Origin of the sequence: Vibrio fujianensis (genome assembly GCF_002749895.1) — a bacterium.
GTDB lineage: Bacteria > Pseudomonadota > Gammaproteobacteria > Enterobacterales > Vibrionaceae > Vibrio > Vibrio fujianensis.
In genome coordinates this window covers 608,551-630,052 of record NZ_NBUS01000054.1, presented here as the reverse complement: position 1 = coordinate 630,052, position 21,502 = coordinate 608,551, and the positions used below count along the sequence as shown (strand labels likewise).

Genomic DNA, 21,502 nt, shown 5'->3' with positions numbered 1-21,502 from the left:
GATACCCAGTAGGGCTAATCAAATTGAGGAAAAAACGATGTTAGATACCCTCATGTTGTCGCGGCTCCAGTTTGCAGCCAATATCAGTTTTCATATCTTATTTCCTACGATAACAATTGCGTTAGCGTGGATCATGGTGTTTTTCAAATGGCGTTTTGTTCGTACTCAAGCTCAATTATGGCTTGATCTATACTATTTTTGGGTCAAGGTATTTGCGCTTACTTTCGCTCTTGGGGTTGTCTCTGGTATTACCATGAGTTTCCAATTTGGTACCAACTGGCCGGGTTTTATGGAAAAAGTCGGTAATGTTGCCGGACCATTACTGGGTTATGAAGTGATGACCGCTTTCTTTATGGAAGCCACTTTCCTTGGTGTGATGCTGTTTGGACGGGGAAGGGTTCCAGAATGGGTGCACACCTTAGCGACCGTACTGGTTGCGATTGGTACTTCACTTTCTGCTTTTTGGATTTTGGTTCTCAATAGTTGGATGCATACGCCAACGGGTTATGAATTAATCGATGGTGTTGTGCATGTGACTAGTTGGAAAGAAGTAATTTTGAACCCTTCCATGCCTTATCGTCTCGCCCACATGTTACTTGCTTCGTTGCTCACTGCCAGTTTTGTTATTGCTGGGATCTCGGCTTATCAGTACCTGCGTAATTCACAACTTAACGCCGCCAAAGTGGGCATGAAAGTGGCGATTATCCTAGCTGCTGTCAGCATTCCGGTGCAGATTTTGGTCGGTGATTTACATGGCTTAAATACGCTTGAACATCAGCCTGCAAAAATTGCCGCGATGGAAGGAGTCTGGGAAACAGAGCAAGGCGCGCCGTTGTTGCTTTTTGCTTGGCCTGATGAAGTGGCACGCAGTAATCATTTTGAAGTCGGGATCCCTAAATTAGCCAGCTTCATTTTAACCCATGACTTAAATGGTGAAATTCAGGGCTTAAATGAGTTTGCGCCAGATCATCCTCCGGTCAAGCCTTTATTCTTTGGTTTTCGGATCATGGTGGGTGTCGGGATGTTGATGCTCTTGGTGAGTTGGTACGGTGCTTGGCGATTGCTACGCCAACAATCACTACCGAAACCTTACTTATACACTTTAGTGGCGATGACGTTTTCCGGATGGGTAGCAACCTTAGCGGGTTGGTATGTGACAGAAATTGGTCGTCAGCCTTGGTTAGTGCAAGGGGTATTACGAACCTCAGATGCGGTAACGACGGTGGCGAGTAGCTCTGTAGCCACGTCATTAGTGATGTATTTAATTGTCTATGCGGTCTTGCTGGTGGCTTATATCCATACCCTGTTTTATTTAGCCAGACAGTTTTCATCGCCGACTGAAACCGCAACCACTAATGAGCAAAAGGTATCACCATGATCACACATCTACCTGAGATTTATCTATTACTGCTGGGCTTTAGTGTCTTTATGTATGCCGTGCTTGATGGCTATGATTTAGGCGTTGGCATTTTATTACCGCGTAATAATGAGCCGCAACGCGACCGAATGATCGCTTCGATTGGCCCTTTTTGGGATGCCAATGAAACGTGGCTAGTGTTAGGTATTGGTATTTTATTAATCGCGTTTCCTGCCGCTCATAGCTATATCCTTACCGAAGTTTATATGCCGGTCGCCATTATGCTGATCGCCTTGATTATGCGAGGTGTGGCGTTCGATTTTCGTGCCAAAGCGAACGCCGATCACAAAAATCATTGGGATTTGTGCTTTAAAACGGGTTCATTGCTCGCGGCCCTGACCCAAGGTTACATGATTGGTCGCTATGTGATGAGTTTTGAACAGTCCACACAAGCGTATGCCTTTGCTCTGCTCAGCGCGTTGTGTGTCACAGCGGCTTACGTGTACATTGGTGGCGCATGGTTAGTTTTAAAAACTGAAGGTGAGTTACAAAAACGCGCGGCATATTGGTCGCGTCGCGCTGGCTGGTTAGCGGCATTAGGTATTTTAGCGGTCAGTGTGGTTAATCCACTGTTTAATCCGATGGTGGCTGAGCGTTGGTTCAGTTTTCCTGAGATGTTACTGTTGGCTCCGGTGCCATTGGTGGTGTTAGCAACCATTTTTATGGTTGATCGTTATTTAAGACGGGTGCCGGTAGAGAATGATATGGGCGTGCAATGGCCATTCTTTGGAGTGATGTTGATTTTTGCTCTAAGTTTCCTTGGCTTAGCTTACAGCTTTTTCCCAGATGTGGTGCCTGGGGTGATGACAGCGCAAGAATCAGCCGCGTCTACTGCCAGCTTGTTAGTGGTGGGGATTGGGGTCGTGATTGTTATGCCGATGATCTTGCTTTATACCTTCGTTGTCTATCGGATTTTTAAAGGTAAGGCGACAGACTTAAGTTACAAGTAATCGCATTTAGTGGTATTGGAAAAAATAATGGCCTCGAAAGAGGCCGTTATTTTATGGTATTTACATAACCTTGCAGGCAAAGCCTTTAAGATAAAAACCTTCTGGGTATGCGGTATCAACGGGATGATCCGCAGCTTGTTCGAAGCGCTCGATAAACTTCACATCGCGGCCGGCATCTAGAGCTGCGTCGGCAATGATTTTTTGAAACAGGACTTGATCCATCAAACCAGAGCACGAATAGGTGAGTAGGGTGCCACCAGGTTTTAAAATTTGCATCGCCAGCATGTTAATGTCTTTGTAGCCACGACAAGCGCCGTTCAACTGAGCTTTAGACTCGGCAAACTTAGGTGGGTCCATAATTACTACATCAAATTGTGTGCCTTGCTCTCGGTATTCACGCAGCAGTTTGAACACATCCGCATTGAGAAATACCGCACGTTTTTTGCTAACATCAAACTGGTTGAGCTCGGCATTCATTTTTGCATTATCGAGTGCTGGCTGTGACACATCGGCATTAATTACCCGCTTAGCGCCACCTTTTAACGCGTATAACCCAAAACCACCGGTGTAAGAGAAGCAGTTGAGTACTTCTTTATCTTTAACGTATTTCATTGATTGCTGACGGCTATCCCGTTGATCTAGATAAAATCCAGTCTTATGACCTGCAACAATATCGACTCGAATTTTAATGCCATTTTCTTCAATCACCACTATCTCTGGGGGCGCTTCTCCGTGCAATACACCAACCCGCTCTTCTAAGCCTTCTTTCTTACGCACTGCAACGTCTGAACGCTCATAAATATGACAATCGGCAAAACAGTGTTTAAGTGCGGCGATCAAGTGCGGTTTTTGGTATTCAGCACCGGCACTGAGTAGCTGACAGACTAAATAGTTATCATATTTATCAATCGTGATACCGGGTAAGCCATCCGATTCCGCAGCAATCAGGCGATATCCAGTGACGCCGTCACGCTCAATCAATTCGTCGCGCAGTTTTTGAGCTTGCTGAATACGTTTGATAAAAAAATCATTATCAATGCTTTCATTGTTAAAGCTCCATACACGAGCACGAATTTGAGAGTGGGGAGAGTAAGCCGCTTTCGCTAACCATTGTCCATCATGCGTGTAAATATCGACCGTTTCACCAAGTTGTGGATCGCCTTCAACTTTGCTAATGCCACGAGAAAAAACCCAAGGATGTTTACGACGTAAAGACTTATCACGACCTTTGACCAGATAGATTGCTGGAGTCATAGAGCTACTCATATGTTTCATACAAAAGAGCGCGTATTGTCATGTAACTGACGATGAAATGCAAACAAGGATCACCCGTGATATATACTATGGTTGTTGATTATTTTTTATCATTAAGAGCTTCAGCAAGGAGGTGTTATGGTCATCCAATGTGAAAAATTTACAGTCACAGGATTAGTACAAGGCGTTGGTTTTCGTTATCACACCGCTCACCAAGCGCTCAGCTTGGGCTTAACCGGATACGCTAAAAATTTAAATGATGGTGATGTTGAGGTGATTGCTTGCGGTGAATCAGGTAAAATAGGCGAATTTTTTGAATGGTTAAAACAAGGGCCGAACAGTGCCAGAGTGGATCACGTTGATCGCATTACATCGATCATTGACACTCCTTGTCAAGGTTTTCACATACTTTAGAGACTAAGCCGCTAATTGGGCACTTCGTGGCCCCCTTGATTACAAGCACTTGGCTGGTTTTGGTAAACCGGCGAGTTTGGTCGCTTGTTTGGCTGGGCCTTTGGGAAACAGTTTAAAAAGATACTTGCTGTTTCCTTTCTCGGGGCCGTGCTCTTTCTCCATGGCTTTGACTAGCATTCTAATCGCCGGCGAGGTATTAAACTCGACATAAAATTGCCGTACAAAATGAACCACTTCTAAATGAGCTTCACTAAGTATGATGCCTTCTTCTTTCGCTAAATGGGGAATCATTCCTTCTTCCCAAACCGTATGATCAAGTAAGTAGCCTTGTGAATCTGTTTCGATACTTTTACCGTTATATTCAAACATCGCGAGTTGCCTAAACTTAAAGTGAGCATAGGGTAATAGAGAGAAAGAGAGAGCTCAAGAAAAATAAAAGCCCGAAAGCGATTTTCGGGCTAATGAATCATGTGGTTAGCACAAAAGGATTAGTCGCGCATAATACCAAGGATACTTAATAGGCTGATGAATAGGTTATAAATCGAGACATACAAGGTGATAGTTGCCGAAATATAGTTGGTTTCACCACCACGGACGATTTGTTGTGTTGTGAGTAAGATTGCACCAGTAGAAAATAGTACAAACATTCCGCTCATTGCTAAATACAACATTGGCATTTGTAGGAAAATGTTAGCAACCATACCAATGAGTAGTACAACAAAACCTGCCATTAACAGACCACCTAAGAAAGAAAGATCTCGTTTAGTGGTGAGTGCATAAGCGGATGCGCCCATAAAGGCAAGAGCAGTGCCCCCAAGAGCAGTGAGGACGACATCTCCCATTCCTGCGCCGATATACAAATTGAGAATCGGCCCAATGGTATAGCCTAAAAATCCAGTAAATAGGAAGGTAAACACTAAGCCTAAACCATTGTTACGGTTTTTCTCTGTCAGGAATAATAGCCCATAAAAACCGACTAACATAATCAGTAGACCAGGCCTTGGTAAGTTCATTGCCATAGAAATCCCAGCAACAACCGCAGACCATAATAATGTCATGGAAAGCAGCGCATAGGTGTTTCTGAGCACTTTGTTGGTTTGTAAGGCACCGTCATAAGACGAGGTGCGTGAATACATTGGACTGTTCATACTCTTCCTCATAGAAGCTGTAGTTAACTATGTAGACAGTAATGGGGTGAAAAGTTCACTATTTCAATCCCATATCTGTATTTTTGTTTACGAGAATAATAATCAAAAAGCGCGAATTAAGTGTGAACAAGTTGTAACATGATATTACTTGCGTTCGCTATCCATACTAGAACGGGACGCTCGCGCTTGTGAATAGGTAACCTTATTCTACGTTAAAATAGACATAATAATAAGAAACTTTTAGCGTATTGGTGGTGCGTACATAATTCCTCCGGCGTTCCAAAGAGCATTTAGTCCACGTGGAATGACTAGAGGAGAGTCTTCGCCGACATTACGTTGAAAGCTTTCATCATAATTACCGACTTGTTTAATCACTTGATAAGCCCAATCGTTATTGAGGCCCAGTGGTTGTCCAATGTCGCCTTCAACGCCAAGTAGTCGTCGTATTTCAGGGTTGGTTGATGTGCGCTTTTGGTCGACGTTGGCTGAGGTAATGCCGAGTTCTTCGGCGTTAATCATCGCGGCGAGTGTCCAGCGAGTGATATTTAACCAGCGGTCATCGCCTTCTCGTATAACGGGGCCAAGAGGCTCTTTGGAAATAATTTCCGGTAGAATAATCGCCGAATCGGGTTTGGCTAAGTTAAGTCGTAACGCATAGAGCCCAGATTGATCCCCGGTGATAGCAACGCAACGTCCTGCATTGAAGGCGCGGGCGATTTGTATTGCGGTATCAAAAACCACGGGTTGGTAACTCATGTTGTGATGGCGAAAATAATCATCCAAGTTCAATTTGGTGGTGGTTTCTGATTGGACACAAATCGGTTGATTATGAAGTTGACTGATTTGGGTTATGGTGGATTTTTTATTAACCATAAATCCTTGCCCATCATAAAAATTAACGCCAACAAAGTTGAGTCCCATTGTGGTATCTCGCTCAAATGTCCATGTGGTATTGCGAGAGACCACATCAACCAGCCCCGATTGTAGAGCTTGGAAGCGTTCACGAGCGGTTAACGGGATAAATTCGACTTTATTTTTGTCACCTAATACTGCGGCAGCCACGGCGCGACAATAGTCCACATCTAAACCTTGCCACTGACCTTTGCCGTCGGCATCGGAAAATCCAGCCAAACCAGTACTGATGCCACAAGTGAGCTTCCCTTTGGTTAGTACTTGATCTAACGTTGATGGCGATGCAAAAGCGATATGAGTTGTGAACAATAGCGATACAGTACAAGTCAAAATAGCCAATCGTTTTGCCATAGGAATTTCCCTCTTTGAACTAAAGTGCTTGGTCAACTTGCCGATCATTATAAGCGTAGATAAGAGAAGCCACTTCTACCAAGTCAAATTAATGTTAGATTGCTTCAATAACCTCTCTACTGTTGGTATTGTTTTTTTGTTAGCATGGCGTGACCGAATCAAATAAAAAGGTAGCAGACCAACAATGCGCTATTTCCCCTTGTTTCTTGATTTACTGAATAAAGCCGTACTGGTCGTTGGTGGTGGTGAAGTGGCATGTCGAAAAATTGAAACGCTACTGCGTGCAGGTGCTTATGTTACGGTTGTTTCTCCACAAATAGCGTCACCAATTCAAGTATGGGTTGAACAGGGGCGTTGCCAATGGGTGAAAAATTTTTATTCTTCACAGTTCGTTACCAAAGATTACCGACAGGTGTGGGCGACCACCGATAATCCTGAACTTAATCATCAAGTCTATCGTGATGCGACTGCGGCCGGTATTTTAGTTAATGTGGTCGATGACCAACCGTATTGCGATTTTATCACGCCCTCAATCTTGGAGCGAGGACGCATTCAAATTGCTATTTCGAGCGGTGGCGCTTCTCCGGTATTAATCCGTAATGTCCGAGAAACACTGGAAGCCGTTTTACCACAAAATCTTGCATTATTGGCCGATTTTGGGGCCTCAAAACGTAATTCGATTAAAGAATATTTACCCACCGTCGATCTCCGACGTAAATTTTGGGAACATTTTTTTGCGCAAAATGCCGTGAAAAATGCCACCAGTCGTGAAACATTAGAAAAGTGTTATCGAGCTGCACTTACGGAAGAAATTAACGAACGTGGCGAAGTCGTTTGGATAGAATATGGTGCAGATGTTGAACTTTTACCCCTAAAAGCATTGCGTTATATGCAGCAAGCAGAATTGGTTTTATTTGAGCAGGCATGCCCTTATGACTATGTTGATCTTTGCCGACGTGACGCTGAACGTGAAAGTTTTAATCATCCTGGGCAATTGAGTAAACGCCTAGTTGTGGCGAAACAAGCACAGCAAAGTGTCGTAATATTGGTCTCTGCTGATAAGCATGAATATTTATTATTACAGGGGCAAGAGCGAGTATTAAAACAAGCCAGAGAAGGGTAACAAGGGTAACGATACCGCGTTACCCCATCTGTGAATACGGTTAGCGTAGAGCAAATTGTTCAATAGCGACTGCAACGCCATCTTCATCGTTGCTCAAGGTAATATGATCGGCAATCCGCTTGGTTTCTTCCATAGCATTGGCCATGGCAATGCCGAGCCCGGCATACTGTAACATATGATGATCATTTTCAGCATCGCCCATACAGATCACTTCTTTGGCATCAATGCCTAAATGGTCGGCTATCGCTTTAACGCCGATACCTTTATTGCTTTTCGGGTTAAGAAATTCAAGGAAGAAGGCCGCACTTTGTACAATAGTATAATCTTGATGTAATGAAGAAGGTAATTGACGGATTGCGGCGGTTAATACTGGAGGTTCAGCAACCATCATCGCTTTGATAATAGGATGGTCATCAGATAATTGTTCGAAGTCCATCTCAGTAATTGGCAAATGATTAATCGTTGCTTCAACTTCTGTATATTGGCTGGTTTTTGGCGTAATTAACCCGTGAGTTTGACTAAAAGCGTGGGTATTAACCCCAAGTTCTTGAGCTAAGCGAGCCACCATTTTTGCTGAGCGGCCATCAATGATTTGTTGGTAAATAATATCACCGGTTCCGACATTCTGTACTATGGAACCATTGTAGTGAAGTACATAGTCATCCTGTGAGGTAAGGTCTAACTCTTCCAGTTTACTGCGCATCCCGGCCAGTGGGCGGCCAGACGCCAGAACAACGTAAATGCCCTGTTCACGAGCTTTTGCAATGGCTTGTTTGGTACGTGAGGAAATCTGTTTTTGGCTATTAAGCAGGGTGCCATCCATATCAAGAGCGATCAATTTGTACATGTGTTACCTAATGTGGCTGAATCGGACGGATTAAAGTATGACAAGATACGTGTTTTCTCTGCAAACTAAAAGTAAACGTGTGTAACTATTGAGCGTACAATCAAATTCTAACCTTGTTTTTTTCTTTTATTCATCCGGTTTTAAATTGACCAGACGAAACGCATCCATTAAGGTCTGCGACCTGAAATTGATAATGATAGATTAGGCACGTTGATTTTGTATAAAGTAAACGAAATATTTGAGACCATTCAGGGTGAAGGCGTTTTTACCGGGGTTCCTGCTGTCTTTGTCCGCTTACAGTATTGTCCGGTTGGCTGTGCTTGGTGTGACACTAAACAGACTTGGCATGCGCTCGAGCAAGATCAGCGTAGCATGGAACAAATCATGGTAAAGCAGGGGGATAGCCCGACATGGTGTTCGGTGTCTACTGATGAAATTATTTCGCAATATCATCGGCAAGGTTTTTCAGCCAAACATATTGTTATTACTGGTGGTGAGCCGTGTTTTTATGATCTGTTGCCATTGACGCAGGCGTTTGAAGCTATTGGGTGCCAATGTCAAATTGAAACCAGTGGCACCTTTGAGGTTCGAGCCACCGAGCATACGTGGGTGACTGTTTCACCGAAAATTGCCATGAAAGGTAAATTACCGGTGCTAAATACGGCGTTAGTGCGAGCGAATGAAATCAAACACCCAGTGGGAACAGAAAAAGATATCGAACAGTTAGATGCTTTGTTAAGTCAAGTGGTGCTACCAACCTCGACGGTCATTGCTTTGCAACCACTAAGTCAAAAGCTACGAGCGACGCAATTATGTATTGATACATGTATTGCTCGTAATTGGCGGCTATCGATTCAAACTCATAAATACCTAAATATTGCATAGAGGATAACAACATGAGCAAAGCTGTTGTGGTGTTCAGTGGTGGGCAAGATTCAACGACCTGTCTCGTTCAAGCGCTAAAAGAGTATGATGAAGTACATGCCATCACGTTTGACTATGGCCAGAGGCACCGGCTGGAAATTGAAGTGGCGCAAAAGTTAGCGATGAAATTAGGCGTGAAAGCGCATAAAGTGATGGATGTCACTTTACTCAACGAATTGGCTATCAGTTCTTTGACGCGTGATGAGATTCCAGTTTCGCATGAATTGCAAAGTAACGGCTTACCTAACTCTTTTGTACCCGGACGTAACATCCTGTTTTTAACGTTAGCGGGTATTTATGCTTACCAAATCGGGGCTAATACCGTGATTACTGGTGTTTGTGAAACCGATTTTTCTGGTTATCCTGACTGTCGTGATACCTTTGTTAAAGCAATGAACCATGCACTTGTTCAAGGGATGGCAAAACCATTAACCATTCGGACACCGTTAATGTGGCTCAATAAAGCCGAAACATGGGCGCTGGCCGATCAGCACCAAGCTTTGGAATTGATTCGCCATCAAACTTTAACTTGTTATAACGGAATCATGGGGGACGGGTGCGGAGCTTGTCCATCTTGCGATTTGAGAAAAGCGGGGTTGGAGCAATATTTGGCAAACAAAGCCGTGTGGACCAAGTCGTTACTTACTAAGGTCTGTTGATCTTTCGCGATTAAATTTTGTTCGAAAGGTCAACCGCCCCTAAACAATCGAGTAAAAAGAAGCAATCACGGAAATTTGCCACCATAAATAGCGAATCCCCTGTATGTAAAAACAGTATTTTTGCTTGACAAAGAAACCAACTGTACTATGCTGGATATATAACCAGTGGTAAAGGAGGTCATCTATGTTATGGGAGACATTAGAACGAGTTAACCGCCTGCGCCAACAGGCGATGTCAGATCCAGAATTTGTGGCGTCAGCCAAAAATCATGAGGAGACGTTAAAGTTTGTCGAACAAGAATTTGAACCTAAACGCAGAGGCAAAGCTAAGTCTGTAAAAGACAAAAAATTAGCCGATATTTATAAACAAACAGAATTTAGTTATAACCCTTCTGGTATCAAACATTGAATATGGTACGCCACATTATTTATAGTGTGGCGTACTCTACTTTCGGTGATCAATCTGTTCTTTTCGTGAGATGATGCGTCAAAAATCGGCTTTAACCACGTAGTAAGGGTTTGTTGGCTGCTTAATATGCTTAAGTTCAGAGCGAACTAAGCGATTCCATAACGATTTATCAAAGGTCGCTTTGGGAATCGAAGGATAAAGCGTATCAAGCTCTTCATAAGCATAACGCAGAAACTCTTTTTTCTTAATCTGGTTATATATTTTGAGTACTTGATTATGATGCTTTATCCATTCGAGCTTAAAGGCACGTAAAGCTGGCTCTGCTTGCTCGAGAGGCATGCGAGATAAATAGATTCGTTTGTAGGCAACCTTTCTGTCTATCATTGTTAACATGGTGGTTTGGATATAACGACCATGATGTGTAATCGAAATATCTTGTTCTGAAAAAGGGGACAGACACCAACCTTTTGGTAAAAACGTGGCGCTTTTATACTGTTGATTACGGAGTTTTATTGCGTCATATAAAACAATATCTGATGTGCCACGAAAGGTTGCTTGCCATTTCGCTATACGAACTTGAATTGAACCCGGTAGGCGGAATACGTGCATAAATTTATCTTGCGTCATAGCGATATATTGATCCAGTAAGTTGTTCTAACGATGAAATAAATCTTACCCAGTATTTTATATAGGGTGAAAATACGTTAATACTGACCGAGCCAAACTGAGCACACTCGTATCCCTTACTAATTGGAACAGCACGGACAGCAACTCCGAGCCATTTGGGTCTATCCCTTGCTACTTGAAGCTACGGGGCTACGTTCGTTCACCCCAATCAAATAGACTGTCTATGCTCATGGGGGACTCGCTCACTTGCCGCCAACCGGCAACGCCAAGTTGTTTGGGTATAGAAGATTATTATGATGTGTTGAGTGTGGAGCGTTATTCTACACGTAATATGTTTCAATACCCAAGTAACTTTGACATTCTTCTTGCTAGGGTCTGTTGACCTTTCGCGATTAAATTTTGTTAGAAATAAAAGCGTTTGTAGCTCCTTTCTACGGCGTTATCGGCTTCTCAGGTAGAATAACTACATTTCAAAGCCTCTGCCTTGTATAAAGAAGCCACAAACTGCTGCAAAAATCAGCTCGAAAGATAAACAGACCCTAGTTAACTCTTCAGTTTTAGATGGTTCGAATATATCTCTTTAATGGCTTAGTAAGATGAGTCCACTAGGTAAGGTATCACCAAAGATTCGTTTTGATTCGCTTATAGAGAGTTCCCCAATATGATCGATTAAATTGAGCCATGATACGGGTGTTTTACTCTGTGTCAGCTTCGTTATAACTTTTTGGCGAATATCATCATTGATATCCAACGTTCTATCGCCTGTTTTTCGGCAAATCATGACACAAGCAAAGGCAGCCATCGGTTCCGCTTGCCAGTCTTGCTCAAGTAGCTGAGGTAGCCATGGTTCCACTTGCTCCCTTGGAATTACCGTATGTTGGCTACCATAAAGTGGTGTTCGAGAGGCTAATCTTCCTACCGCCCACCAATGAGCTTGTGAAAATGGGTGCTGGTGGCAAGCTTTACTTAAAAACCAATCTGCCAATAGTCTCTTATCTTCAACCTCTAAGTGCTCAAGAGACGCCGCAAGGCGAACCATGGCTTCGTATCCCATCTCTTGCCCGGCCTTCATGGTTTGTGGGTTTTTTGCTGCGCCCGGATGAAGATATTTAGCAATATCTGCTAGAATGGTTTCCTGTTGCTCTTGGTTGAGCCCTCCGGCGATACGACGCCAGAACACCCACCAATCACTCCAACCTTGATGATTTTGAAATTGAATACCTTGTTGATAAAGTCCCCACACTTGTTCGATGCGCCATGCATCCGTTGCAGCACCGAAACCCGGACGGAGGGTAAAACCTGCTAAGCGCAACCAATTTTTCTCATGTTGTTCTGATCGACGGCGACGTTTACGTCCTTGCGCCAAGGTATCAAATAGATGGCGCAAGGTTATGAAATCCCATTCATCGCGCTTGCCTAACCTTTTTTCGAGTGTTTTAGTTAGAGTTTTTATCTCCTTTCCATCGTCACTATTTTTTTTATTGCCACTGTAAAGACGTGATATCAGCGCTTGACACTCGGTTAAATGAGTTGAACTTGCTGGTGGTTTTGTGTCTTGTGTTTTTTGGTTACGCACCTCAAACTCTAAAGCCCAGCGTTTTTGATCATCGTCAAGGCTAACACATTCCATTTTTAACGTACCGACCTCGGTTAATTGGCAGGCGAGTTGAACGGCCACTCGCTCTTTTTGGTTTGCTTTTAATTCTGCGCCGTCACTTTCTAAAGTAACAATATAGGGAGGGAGAGGGGAAAACATATCCGGATCAATCTTAACCATAACGCCATTGTTAACCGCTGTTTTTTGCGCTAGCGTGTCATGAGTTGAAGTAAGTAAGTTAAAGCGTACCGGCTCGCCAAGGGTTAATGAAAATTGTCGGCCCGTTAAACGGATTTCTTGTCCTTCTTCTGTCCCTTTGGCTAGAAGACACAACGCATTACCCATTTTGTTTTTTTCTGGTAGATGAAGAAAATAAGAGCGAGCCGCTCCGCCGCCAATTTTAAGTTGTGCCCCGCGGCGAGCTTTTGCAAAGGCGACTGCACCAAGGGCTACTGACCAATCAGGATGTGGGTTATCGAGCAAGGTAATGGGTGCTTTTCGCCAATGTTCTAATAACTGGATCAGGCGATTGGTGATTAAATCGCTATTGAAAAGCCCACCATTTAATAACAGGCCAACAGGGATGGCAGGCTGGGTACTCTCTTGCTGATGCAACGCTGAGAGAGCGACAGACTGATGCTGATGGAGAAATTCGGCAAGGTGTTTACTGATTGCAGGATCGGCAACATAAGGAAGCCCAAACTCAACCACCGCCCGTCGTCGTTTGTCCGGACGTTGTGAAAAATCGCTTAAGGGAAAAAAACCATCTAAAGCAATATCGAGAACTTCTTGTTGAGTTAAGCTAATTTTTCTTGTACCGCCTAGTAGTTTTGAACCACTGCCAAGCATGGTGATGTTCGCGACTTCCGGAGCATTGGTGGCTAACAAGTTTTCCTTGGCCTGACGGGTTTGCTGGATGAGTTTAGTTAAGTTTGCCGCATTTAATTTCTGGTGTTGGTTCAATCGTTGTTCTGCCAAGTGCGCTAAAGCTAGATCAAGGTTATCACCTCCGAGCATCAAGTGTTCTCCGACACCGATACGATTGAGTGTTAATTCATCTTGTTGAAACTGTGCCTCAATCAAGCTTAAATCTGTTGTCCCCCCTCCCACATCACAGACTAAGATAAGTGGTAGCGTTTTTAGCTCTTGGAAGGCCGTTTTTTGGTGTCTGGCGTACCAGTCGTAGCAAACCGCCTGGGGTTCTTCCAATAGTTGGATTTTGTTTAGCCCAGCTAGCGCAGCCGCTTCTATGGTGAATTTTCGAGCGGTTTCATCGAAAGAGGCAGGTACTGTGATGATGACTTCTTGATTTTCTAATCGATCACTCGGATGGCGATAGTTCCAAGCTTGACGGATATGATTTAGGTAACTGGCACTGGCAATAATAGGGGAGACTTTCTCGACATCATTGCCCGCAGCCCAGGGTAATATGTCAGCAGTTTGATCAACGGTGGGATGAGATAACCAACTTTTCGCGCTTGCGACTTGACGTCCGGCAACTTTTGAACCTAACTCTCGGGCCCACTCACCGATAATGACTTGTTCAATGTCGCCGGTTACCGCTTGATGATCCCAAGGGAGTGTGAGATCTGAGCTGGCAACTTGCCCTTGTGCGGGATGATAACGAAAAGAAGGAAGTAACGGTTTGCGGACGACTTCACCGGGCCCCACCAATTGATCAACAGGAAACAAGGTGATTTCAGATTGTGACAAGTTGTCAGTAATTTCACAGAAAGCGACGACAGTATTGGTTGTACCCAAATCAATGCCGACCAAAAAGCGAGGAGAGCCCATAAGACATACCTTTCATCAGTTAAACAACGACATGGGTGAAGATGCCGTATTTCCCAGTTCGACTGATGTTCAAAATATGGCCAAAATTGGTATGCCCCAATCACGCTATCGGTGATGTGGGGCAACTTATCAACGATGCCAATCGTTAAGCATCAAGTCATATGGGAAGGGTTATTTTAGTGTTGAGTTGGAGAATGATTCTCTTCACGGACATTAAACTCAACATGCCATTTTTGACCATTATCGGCAGCGATGGCTTCTAAATAGAGTGTGCCTAATTCAGTCACTCGAGCCGCAAGTGTTACAGGCACAATATCACCTTCACGACGACCTTCCGATACGGGAAGCGTCACTTGAATTTCTGGTAATTCTGTTAATTCACCGTCACTCCAGTAATCAAGATGTGTTCCGGCCTTATCTTCTCGGCGTACAGTTGAACCAAAAAATTGGAAATTAACCGGTTGACCAATGACTAAACCAAATGGTTGGCTCGCCATATCAACATTAGATCCTTCTTCCATACCGAAAGGCGCTATGCAAACGGCTTCGACAGGGGGAGCCATGCCTGGGATGGCTGGCATGGCACTTTCGATCCCCACATAGTAACTAGAAGCGATGCCTCCACGGATACGCACTCCTTGTCCTTGACGTACCCGACCATAATAAGCGGCACCACAAGCGACTGCGAGATCAAGATCGACGCCGGTTAAGCGTTTGGTAACCGGTGCATTAGCAGCGGTTAACCAGTGATTAATCGTTTGTTCAAGACGGTCTGCTAATAGTGCAGATTTCAGCACTCCACCATTGAATAACAAGGCACTAGGCTTGATAAAATTATGAATTGGATCCGTTGGTTGGTTCTCCATCCCTGGGATACTGCTCATAAATGGAGCAAATTCATCAGTAAGACCGGTTTGAGATTCGCTTTGTGCCATCGCTTGTTTAGATAAAAAAGCCGCAATATGACGCGTGATCCCTGCATCCTGTGCATAGGGAAGGCCCATTTGAGTTAATGCACCACGGTTTCGTTGTTGTGGGTGTTGATCAATCGTTACCGTAGGAAAAAAACCTTCAACTAAGGTTTGTTGCACCTCTTGCTGAGTTAATTCGGTTTTCAAGGTTGCCCCGAGTAGTTTAGAACCCCGGCTAGGTACGATGATAGGGACCGACGCTAGGTCAGGATCATTGAGTAACGCCTCTTTTGCATCTCGACAAGCATGGGTCATGGCTTGAACTTGCCAAGGTTGTAATTCTTTCCCTTCTTTTGCTAGCTTGATTTTTAAACAGTAGGCGAGAGCAAGATCCATATTATCGCCACCGAGTAGAATATGTTCACCGACCGCGATGCGTTTTAAGGCTAGGTTACCGTCATCTTCAGTGACTTCAACCAAAGATAGATCCGTGGTTCCACCACCGATATCGACCACGAGGACTACGTCACCAACACTCACTTGCTGACGCCATTGATCGTGACTGTTATCAATCCAATGATAGAGGGCAGCTTGAGGCTCTTCTAACAACGTGAGATGAGCAAAACCGACATTTTTGGCCGCTTCTGCGGTTAAATCGCGTGCCGCCGGATCAAACGAGGCCGGTACTGTGATGGTCACCTCTTGCTCTGCCAAGGGGGCACTAGGATGGGCGTGATTCCAAGCGGCTTGTAAATGTTCAAGGTAGCACTCAGTTGTCTTGAGGGGAGATACTTTTTCTACTTCTTCAGGGCTCGCGACGGGTAAGAAAGCATCACGACGGTTGACCCCTGCATGACATAACCAAGATTTCGCACTCGTCACCAACCGAATTGGGGTTTTCGCTCCAAGATGACGGGCAATAGCACCGACTAAAGCGCTTGGTTCATTTGTCCATGGTAGTACGCGAGCAGATGCATTCATTTCATGTTCATGAGGCTGATAGAGAAAAGAAGCCAATTGTTGGCGCGTTTCTACCGTTCCTGGTGCCGTGAGCTGCGGAATAGGCATCACTTGCACACCCGCTTGTTCATCTTGAGTATCAACGTATGACATCACACAATGCGTTGTGCCTAAGTCAATTCCCACACTAAATTTTGCGTTGGTTTTATTCGTTGGTGAGGCCATTGGGTTCATTATAGCTCCACCTCAGCTGGGGTAATGATAGAGACATCATGATGTTGAGCTAATTGCGGCAGGTGCATGGCTGTTGCTTTCCAGCCTTTATGGATCAGGGTACCTGTAAAAGGTGCATGACCAGTTACATTTCCGATTAAGCGAATCGATTGAGGGTTAAATCCCTCTTCAATAGTCACGCGTGTTTCTTCTGCTTCTGAGCAGATCGGCTCAAGAGTAAGGTATTCGTTGAGGACTTTTTGACCGCCAGAGTGAATCACTCGAGCTGCAGCGCCAACCTCTTCATCGGAGAAATGGGTTAAATCTTCTTGCAAAAAGTCAATGAGACGAGCTTCTTGTTGCATAATAGAGAGTAATTGCATGGCAGAATCGGTCGCAGCGGTCGCTAATTTAGATTGGACTTCAACGACTTTTTCAATCACTTTCTCCACTTCAACAATCTTTTCAACCTCAATAATTTTTTCGACGGGTTTCTCTATTTCAACAATCTTTTCAATGGGTTTTTCAATTACTTTTTCTACTATCTTAGACTTTCTGCTGAGAGAGAAAAGCAATAGAAAAAGCGTGGATGCTGCTAGGCTAGCATGGAACATATCGAATGTGCTGGGAATCATAGTTAAATCGAAGTTCATGATGAATTCTCGGTCGTTTGGTCAATGAATAAAAGCCATTAAGCTGGGTCATTAACGGTCAGAATGCGTTAGAAAATTAGGGCTAATATTACCATATTCAAGTCGCAAGGCATGGATAAATAGCAAGGTGGGCTAACTTTTGCCTGCGTTTGATTGATTTTTGATCATCTAAGCAGGCTTATGACGAGGATTACGGGCTACAGGTAATAGAGAGCATCGAATTTTTTTTCATTATTCGGTAGGATGCCATTTTTGTATCAGTATATAAGACAATCAAAACTGAGAGATGGGGCGATGAATTATAACCGAGTTGTGTGTTTTGACTTAGAAATGTGCTGTTGGAGTGACAATGGCGTCGGCACAACAGGCGAAATCATTGAGATAGGTTTAGCAGAGATTGATCTGAGAGCAAATCAGATAGTGAAACGAGCGCAATATTATGTAAAGCCAGAGCACGATGAAATATCTGCATTTTGTGCTGAATTAACAGGTATTACGCCACGAAAAATTGCCAAGCAAGGTCGTCCATTAGCCAACGTGTTGCAATCTATGGTAAAAAATTTTGGCGGCAACAATAAAATCTATGCTTGTTGGGGAAGGGATGATCGAATTTTGTCTCAAGAGTGTCAAAGCAAAGGGTTAGTGATGCCTTTTCAAGAATGCTTAAACTTAGCAACTCTTTACCGCATTCAACATCGGATGAAAGACCAACGCATCGGACATCGGGCCGCTCAAGAATTAAAAGGCATTGACTGGGAAGGCCGACAACACTCTGGATACGTTGATGCATATAATCTTGCCAAGTTGGCACTAACCATGCTTTAAGTACGGATGACTAGCGGGTTACAGGGGGCTCAACCACCAGTAATTTTGCACGGATAAATTGGCTGTGATCAACGTAAAGCAGTTCTGCAGTTTTGCGAATTACGGCCTCTTCTAGCGGATCAATTTCACCATCACTATGAGCGACTTCCCACATCGCTTTAATCAATTCGAAACGCGTTGCTTGATTTAAACTGCGTAATTGAGAAGTAAATTCATACAATGATGCCGATTGACGAACCTGTTGTTCCGATCGCGTCACTAATCGTTGCGCTTCCTCTTGATCAATACCCAACAGTCGTTCCAATAAAGTTAATTTGGCTTGCCGTTCTGTAGGACTGATTTGGTGATCGGCTCCGGCAACTTCACTGAGTAAACAAGCGATGGCAAAGTTAGGGTTCACCGTTTGTTGGCTAAGATCTTGTCCATCAAGTAGTTGCTTAAACAGGGAGGTGATTGCGTTAAACATAGCTTTTCTGCTTTAATATTGTTTCATCGATTAGAGAGCGTTATTGGGATTTTGTTCCCTTTTTTCAAGCCGAAAGTAAAAGCAAGAAAGGGCATTGATGATTTTTAGAGTTGTTCACTAATCATTTCAATAAATTCGGCGCTGGTCATTTCATGAGCAGCAAGAAGCATTGCGACCAAAGCTTCAATTTTCTCTCTTTGGCCACTCTCTCCACGAAAAATTTGTGCTAGTTGGTAGCGGATAAGGTCAATTTCATGTTCAACAAAACCTCGTCCTTCTTCTTCCCCTTCGTTTTCTTGTGGGGCGTTGTCAAATTGTAAAAATAGCAGCTCATCATCCAGTTGAGTGCCGACTAACTGTTCTGGCAGCCAAGATTCACCCATCACAATGTCTGGGTCAATATCGCTAGGAATATCATTTAATCGTTGTTTGAGTTCAGAAGCTTTCACAATTTTTTCTAGTTAGTCATGCTTATGGCTATTTTAGCGGTCATTGGTCAAGAAAACTAAGTTTTCTATCATCAATCAGACATGATAGGCGAAATAATCAACAACCCCTAGGTCTTTATTGACAATTTTATGTTGGCTAAGGCCATGATACGGCTTTAACGTTAAAGGTGTGAGTAAGCGTCTCACTCATCAAGAAGTGGCTAAATATCGATAGAACGTGAGAGGGGATAGCTTCATCCCCCTCTACTGGTATGCTGAGTTAAAGTACCATTTCAGCTAACTGAGCTTTGGCTGACGCAATGCCCTGCGTGGCAGAATCTTCTCCCATGTTGAGAGCTTCTGCGTAAGCGAACTGGACATCAGTGATGCCAATAAAGCCCAAGATCGTCTTTAGATAAGGGGTAACATGATCGGTATTACCATCTTTATGGATGCCACCACGGGTGGTGATCACCACGACTTTTTTGCCGGTGATTAATCCTTGCACTCCCGATTCGGTATATTTAAACGTCACCCCGGCACGAGCAATCAAGTCAAACCAATTTTTGAGCTGTGTTGGAATGGTAAAGTTATACATGGGAGCCGCAATGACAATTGTTTCGGCAGCGTTGATTTCAGCAATCAAAGTGTTAGATAACGTCACGACGTTTTGCTGTTCTTGAGATAAATCTTCTGTAGCGCGTAGTGCGGTGGCGACAGAAAAATCCAGCACAGGGAGCGGCTCTGCTGCTAAATCGCGAATCAGCACTTCATTAGCTTTAAATTGGCTTAAATAAGTATCCAGTAATTTGCTTGATTGAGAATATTCACCAAGGATGCTGGATTTTAGCGCAAGTATACGAGACATATTTTTTTCCTTTTCTGTTCTATTTTGTTTCAATGAGTTGACGAGGCAAAGGTCAACGAATCGATAACGCAAGAGTAAGCCTGACGCTTGGATAACATAAGCGGGCAAATTTGCTTAACTTATTCAAAATTTTTGAAGGTAAAATCTCGTGATTTATACCTAACAGCAAATGTAGATGGTCAGGTCACTTGCTGACAACTCTGTGATACAATTCGTTCAGTTTTATAGATAAATAAGAATAGGTAATGCTTTGACTCAGTCACAGCCTCACTCAATAGCGCCAAGCGACGCAAAAGCAAATAGCGCTAAATCACTGCAACAAGCCCTTAAACAATGTTTAATTAAAGATCGTTTTCGATTGAATAAACGGATTACTGGCGCGAGTAAAATTGCTAAAGAATCAGCCCGTCATGCTGTCTTTGATCAGATAGCATTAGACATCGCCCGCTCTATGTTGGTCGTTCAGCAGCGCATGGAGCAAGAGGTGACAATTGATTATCCTGAACAGTTACCGGTTAGTCAAAAACGTGATGAAATAGCGAAAGCTATCGCTGACCATCAAGTGGTGATTGTTGCGGGGGAAACTGGATCGGGTAAAACCACTCAGTTACCTAAAATTTGTGCCGAACTTGGGCGTGGAAAATATGGGTTAATCGGTCATACTCAGCCACGCCGCTTAGCGGCTCGTTCGGTGGCAACTCGAATTGCCCAAGAGATGGCAACTGAGTTGGGTGGTTTTGTTGGCTATAAAGTCCGATTTAACGATCAAATCTCTGAACAGACACAGATTAAACTAATGACTGACGGTATTTTGTTGGCGGAAATTCAGCATGACCGTTATCTCAATCAATACGACACCATTATTATTGATGAAGCCCATGAGCGTAGTTTAAATATTGATTTCATTCTTGGCTATCTCAAACAACTGTTACCGCGTCGTCCAGATTTAAAAGTGATCATTACTTCAGCAACCATTGATCCGGAACGCTTCTCTAAGCATTTTTCTAATGCTCCTATCATTGAAGTTTCTGGTCGTACTTATCCTGTTGAGACGCGTTATCGACCTTTAGCTGGTGATGAGGATAGCGACCGTGATCAACTGGAAAGTATCTTTGATGCGGTTGATGAACTGTGTGCCGAAGGCTTGGGCGATATTTTGATCTTCATGAACGGAGAGCGGGAGATTCGTGATACGGCTGATGCTCTTTCCAAACGTAACTTACGAGATACGGAAATTGTACCTTTGTACGCTCGTTTATCCGCTGGAGAACAGAATAAAATTTTTCAGCCACACAGTGGGCGACGTATTGTGCTCGCCACCAATGTAGCGGAAACTTCGCTAACCGTTCCCGGGATTAAATATGTCATTGACCCAGGGACGGCAAGGATCAGTCGTTATAGTTATCGGACCAAGGTGCAACGTTTACCGATTGAGCCGATTTCTCAAGCCAGTGCGAATCAACGAAAAGGCCGTTGTGGGCGTGTAGAAGCGGGGATTTGTATCCGCCTTTATTCAGAAGAGGATTTTCTATCTCGTCCAGAATTTACCGATCCTGAAATTCTGCGAACTAACCTCGCTTCGGTTATCTTACAAATGACTGCGCTTGGATTAGGTGATATTGAAGCATTTCCTTTCGTTGAAGCGCCCGATAAACGCAATATTCAAGATGGCGTTCGTCTATTAGAAGAATTAGGCGCGATCAACAGCGAAGTCACCGATCCGAAGAAACGTTTAACTGAAATGGGGCGTAA

The 21,502-nt window shown here is 43.8% G+C and carries 21 protein-coding genes; 9 read left to right on the top strand and 12 right to left on the bottom strand.

Annotated features, from left to right (window positions below):
• Positions 1–37 precede the first annotated feature (37 nt).
• A complete protein-coding gene (locus B7C60_RS15995; protein ID WP_099612499.1) occupies positions 38–1,378 on the top strand; it encodes a cytochrome ubiquinol oxidase subunit I in 1,341 nt (446 codons plus the stop codon).
• The gene (locus tag B7C60_RS15990; RefSeq protein WP_099612498.1) at positions 1,375–2,367 is read left to right on the top strand and encodes a cytochrome d ubiquinol oxidase subunit II; all 993 of its coding nucleotides are present in this window, start codon (positions 1,375–1,377) and stop codon (positions 2,365–2,367) included. The genes B7C60_RS15995 and B7C60_RS15990 overlap by 4 nt, the downstream gene beginning before the upstream one ends.
• Before the next feature lie 60 nt (positions 2,368–2,427).
• Here the strand turns inward: B7C60_RS15990 and B7C60_RS15985 are convergent, their stop codons facing one another.
• Positions 2,428–3,621 (bottom strand): class I SAM-dependent methyltransferase, encoded by a 1,194-nt coding sequence (locus tag B7C60_RS15985; RefSeq protein WP_099612497.1) that lies wholly within the window; start codon positions 3,619–3,621, stop codon positions 2,428–2,430.
• Between the two features lie 138 nt (positions 3,622–3,759).
• On the opposite strand from B7C60_RS15985, the gene yccX reads away from it, so the two are divergent.
• Positions 3,760–4,035: an acylphosphatase gene (yccX, locus tag B7C60_RS15980; RefSeq protein WP_099612496.1), complete on the top strand. Its 276-nt coding sequence runs from the start codon at positions 3,760–3,762 to the stop codon at positions 4,033–4,035.
• Between the two features lie 39 nt (positions 4,036–4,074).
• On the opposite strand, the gene B7C60_RS15975 is transcribed toward yccX, so the two are convergent.
• The 3 genes from B7C60_RS15975 to B7C60_RS15965 all read right to left on the bottom strand — a co-directional run bounded on the left by B7C60_RS15975 (position 4,075) and on the right by B7C60_RS15965 (position 6,446).
• A complete protein-coding gene (locus tag B7C60_RS15975; RefSeq protein ID WP_099612495.1) occupies positions 4,075–4,404 on the bottom strand; it encodes a TusE/DsrC/DsvC family sulfur relay protein in 330 nt (109 codons plus the stop codon).
• A 119-nt stretch (positions 4,405–4,523) separates the two neighbouring features.
• Positions 4,524–5,183, bottom strand: coding sequence for a Bax inhibitor-1/YccA family protein (locus tag B7C60_RS15970; protein ID WP_099612494.1), 660 nt, complete (start codon positions 5,181–5,183; stop codon positions 4,524–4,526).
• Between the two features lie 240 nt (positions 5,184–5,423).
• On the bottom strand, positions 5,424–6,446 hold the full coding sequence (locus B7C60_RS15965) for an amino acid ABC transporter substrate-binding protein (protein WP_099612493.1): 1,023 nt from the start codon (positions 6,444–6,446) through the stop codon (positions 5,424–5,426).
• A gap of 184 nt (positions 6,447–6,630) precedes the next feature.
• On the opposite strand from B7C60_RS15965, the gene B7C60_RS15960 reads away from it, so the two are divergent.
• Positions 6,631–7,569 carry a precorrin-2 dehydrogenase/sirohydrochlorin ferrochelatase family protein gene (locus tag B7C60_RS15960; RefSeq protein WP_099612492.1) on the top strand — a complete coding sequence of 313 codons (939 nt, stop codon included), beginning with the start codon at positions 6,631–6,633 and terminating at the stop codon, positions 7,567–7,569.
• Positions 7,570–7,609: 40 nt separating this feature from the next.
• On the opposite strand, the gene yidA is transcribed toward B7C60_RS15960, so the two are convergent.
• Positions 7,610–8,416 (bottom strand): sugar-phosphatase, encoded by an 807-nt coding sequence (yidA, locus tag B7C60_RS15955; RefSeq protein WP_099612491.1) that lies wholly within the window; start codon positions 8,414–8,416, stop codon positions 7,610–7,612.
• Positions 8,417–8,632: 216 nt separating this feature from the next.
• On the opposite strand from yidA, the gene queE reads away from it, so the two are divergent.
• The 3 genes from queE (at position 8,633) to B7C60_RS15940 (ending at position 10,408) form a co-directional block, all read left to right on the top strand.
• Positions 8,633–9,301, top strand: a complete 669-nt coding sequence (gene queE, locus B7C60_RS15950) for a 7-carboxy-7-deazaguanine synthase QueE (RefSeq protein ID WP_172953253.1) — start codon at positions 8,633–8,635, stop codon at positions 9,299–9,301.
• An 11-nt stretch (positions 9,302–9,312) separates the two neighbouring features.
• Positions 9,313–9,999 (top strand): 7-cyano-7-deazaguanine synthase QueC, encoded by a 687-nt coding sequence (queC, locus tag B7C60_RS15945; protein WP_099612489.1) that lies wholly within the window; start codon positions 9,313–9,315, stop codon positions 9,997–9,999.
• A 184-nt stretch (positions 10,000–10,183) separates the two neighbouring features.
• Positions 10,184–10,408 carry a hypothetical protein gene (locus tag B7C60_RS15940; protein WP_099612488.1) on the top strand — a complete coding sequence of 75 codons (225 nt, stop codon included), beginning with the start codon at positions 10,184–10,186 and terminating at the stop codon, positions 10,406–10,408.
• Positions 10,409–10,486: 78 nt separating this feature from the next.
• Here B7C60_RS15940 and B7C60_RS15935 read toward each other — a convergent pair whose 3' ends face one another.
• From B7C60_RS15935 to B7C60_RS15920, 4 genes are all read right to left on the bottom strand, one after another.
• Positions 10,487–11,035, bottom strand: coding sequence for an MSHA operon transcriptional regulator (locus B7C60_RS15935; RefSeq protein WP_099612487.1), 549 nt, complete (start codon positions 11,033–11,035; stop codon positions 10,487–10,489).
• A 580-nt stretch (positions 11,036–11,615) separates the two neighbouring features.
• Entirely contained in the window at positions 11,616–14,426 is a 2,811-nt protein-coding gene (locus tag B7C60_RS15930) for an Hsp70 family protein (RefSeq protein ID WP_099612486.1), read from the bottom strand.
• A 176-nt stretch (positions 14,427–14,602) separates the two neighbouring features.
• Entirely contained in the window at positions 14,603–16,531 is a 1,929-nt protein-coding gene (locus B7C60_RS15925) for an Hsp70 family protein (protein WP_099612485.1), read from the bottom strand.
• Positions 16,531–17,163: a DUF2760 domain-containing protein gene (locus B7C60_RS15920; RefSeq protein WP_099612484.1), complete on the bottom strand. Its 633-nt coding sequence runs from the start codon at positions 17,161–17,163 to the stop codon at positions 16,531–16,533. The genes B7C60_RS15925 and B7C60_RS15920 overlap by 1 nt, the downstream gene beginning before the upstream one ends.
• Before the next feature lie 294 nt (positions 17,164–17,457).
• Here B7C60_RS15920 and B7C60_RS15915 point away from each other — a divergent pair, with 294 nt between their 5' ends.
• The gene (locus B7C60_RS15915; RefSeq protein WP_099612483.1) at positions 17,458–17,988 is read left to right on the top strand and encodes a 3'-5' exonuclease; all 531 of its coding nucleotides are present in this window, start codon (positions 17,458–17,460) and stop codon (positions 17,986–17,988) included.
• Between the two features lie 10 nt (positions 17,989–17,998).
• Here B7C60_RS15915 and B7C60_RS15910 read toward each other — a convergent pair whose 3' ends face one another.
• From B7C60_RS15910 to B7C60_RS15900, 3 genes are all read right to left on the bottom strand, one after another.
• The gene (locus tag B7C60_RS15910) at positions 17,999–18,454 is read right to left on the bottom strand and encodes a tellurite resistance TerB family protein (RefSeq protein ID WP_099612482.1); all 456 of its coding nucleotides are present in this window, start codon (positions 18,452–18,454) and stop codon (positions 17,999–18,001) included.
• Positions 18,455–18,558: 104 nt separating this feature from the next.
• Positions 18,559–18,903, bottom strand: a complete 345-nt coding sequence (locus B7C60_RS15905; protein WP_099612481.1) for a VC1380 family protein — start codon at positions 18,901–18,903, stop codon at positions 18,559–18,561.
• A gap of 259 nt (positions 18,904–19,162) precedes the next feature.
• A complete protein-coding gene (locus B7C60_RS15900; protein WP_099612480.1) occupies positions 19,163–19,750 on the bottom strand; it encodes an FMN-dependent NADH-azoreductase in 588 nt (195 codons plus the stop codon).
• Positions 19,751–20,000: 250 nt separating this feature from the next.
• Between B7C60_RS15900 and hrpA the strand changes: the two genes are divergently transcribed.
• A partial coding sequence (gene hrpA / locus B7C60_RS19780; protein WP_245869594.1) for an ATP-dependent RNA helicase HrpA occupies positions 20,001–21,502 on the top strand: 1,502 nt, incomplete at its 3' end.

Bases quoted from the DNA above. Each gene is read 5' to 3' on its own strand.
- B7C60_RS15915 (WP_099612483.1), top strand. From the start codon at position 17,458: ATGAATTATAACCGAGTTGTGTGTTTTGACTTAGAAATGTGCTGTTGG.
- B7C60_RS15935 (WP_099612487.1), bottom strand. From the start codon at position 11,035: ATGACGCAAGATAAATTTATGCACGTATTCCGCCTACCGGGTTCAATT.
- B7C60_RS15970 (WP_099612494.1), bottom strand. From the start codon at position 5,183: ATGAACAGTCCAATGTATTCACGCACCTCGTCTTATGACGGTGCCTTA.
- B7C60_RS15960 (WP_099612492.1), top strand. From the start codon at position 6,631: ATGCGCTATTTCCCCTTGTTTCTTGATTTACTGAATAAAGCCGTACTG.
- queC (WP_099612489.1), top strand. From the start codon at position 9,313: ATGAGCAAAGCTGTTGTGGTGTTCAGTGGTGGGCAAGATTCAACGACC.
- B7C60_RS15925 (WP_099612485.1), bottom strand. From the start codon at position 16,531: ATGAACCCAATGGCCTCACCAACGAATAAAACCAACGCAAAATTTAGT.
- B7C60_RS15995 (WP_099612499.1), top strand. From the start codon at position 38: ATGTTAGATACCCTCATGTTGTCGCGGCTCCAGTTTGCAGCCAATATC.
- B7C60_RS15985 (WP_099612497.1), bottom strand. From the start codon at position 3,621: ATGACTCCAGCAATCTATCTGGTCAAAGGTCGTGATAAGTCTTTACGT.
- B7C60_RS15900 (WP_099612480.1), bottom strand. From the start codon at position 19,750: ATGTCTCGTATACTTGCGCTAAAATCCAGCATCCTTGGTGAATATTCT.
- B7C60_RS15990 (WP_099612498.1), top strand. From the start codon at position 1,375: ATGATCACACATCTACCTGAGATTTATCTATTACTGCTGGGCTTTAGT.
- B7C60_RS15940 (WP_099612488.1), top strand. From the start codon at position 10,184: ATGTTATGGGAGACATTAGAACGAGTTAACCGCCTGCGCCAACAGGCG.
- B7C60_RS15920 (WP_099612484.1), bottom strand. From the start codon at position 17,163: ATGAACTTCGATTTAACTATGATTCCCAGCACATTCGATATGTTCCAT.
- B7C60_RS15930 (WP_099612486.1), bottom strand. From the start codon at position 14,426: ATGGGCTCTCCTCGCTTTTTGGTCGGCATTGATTTGGGTACAACCAAT.
- B7C60_RS15975 (WP_099612495.1), bottom strand. From the start codon at position 4,404: ATGTTTGAATATAACGGTAAAAGTATCGAAACAGATTCACAAGGCTAC.
- B7C60_RS15965 (WP_099612493.1), bottom strand. From the start codon at position 6,446: ATGGCAAAACGATTGGCTATTTTGACTTGTACTGTATCGCTATTGTTC.
- yidA (WP_099612491.1), bottom strand. From the start codon at position 8,416: ATGTACAAATTGATCGCTCTTGATATGGATGGCACCCTGCTTAATAGC.
- yccX (WP_099612496.1), top strand. From the start codon at position 3,760: ATGGTCATCCAATGTGAAAAATTTACAGTCACAGGATTAGTACAAGGC.
- B7C60_RS15910 (WP_099612482.1), bottom strand. From the start codon at position 18,454: ATGTTTAACGCAATCACCTCCCTGTTTAAGCAACTACTTGATGGACAA.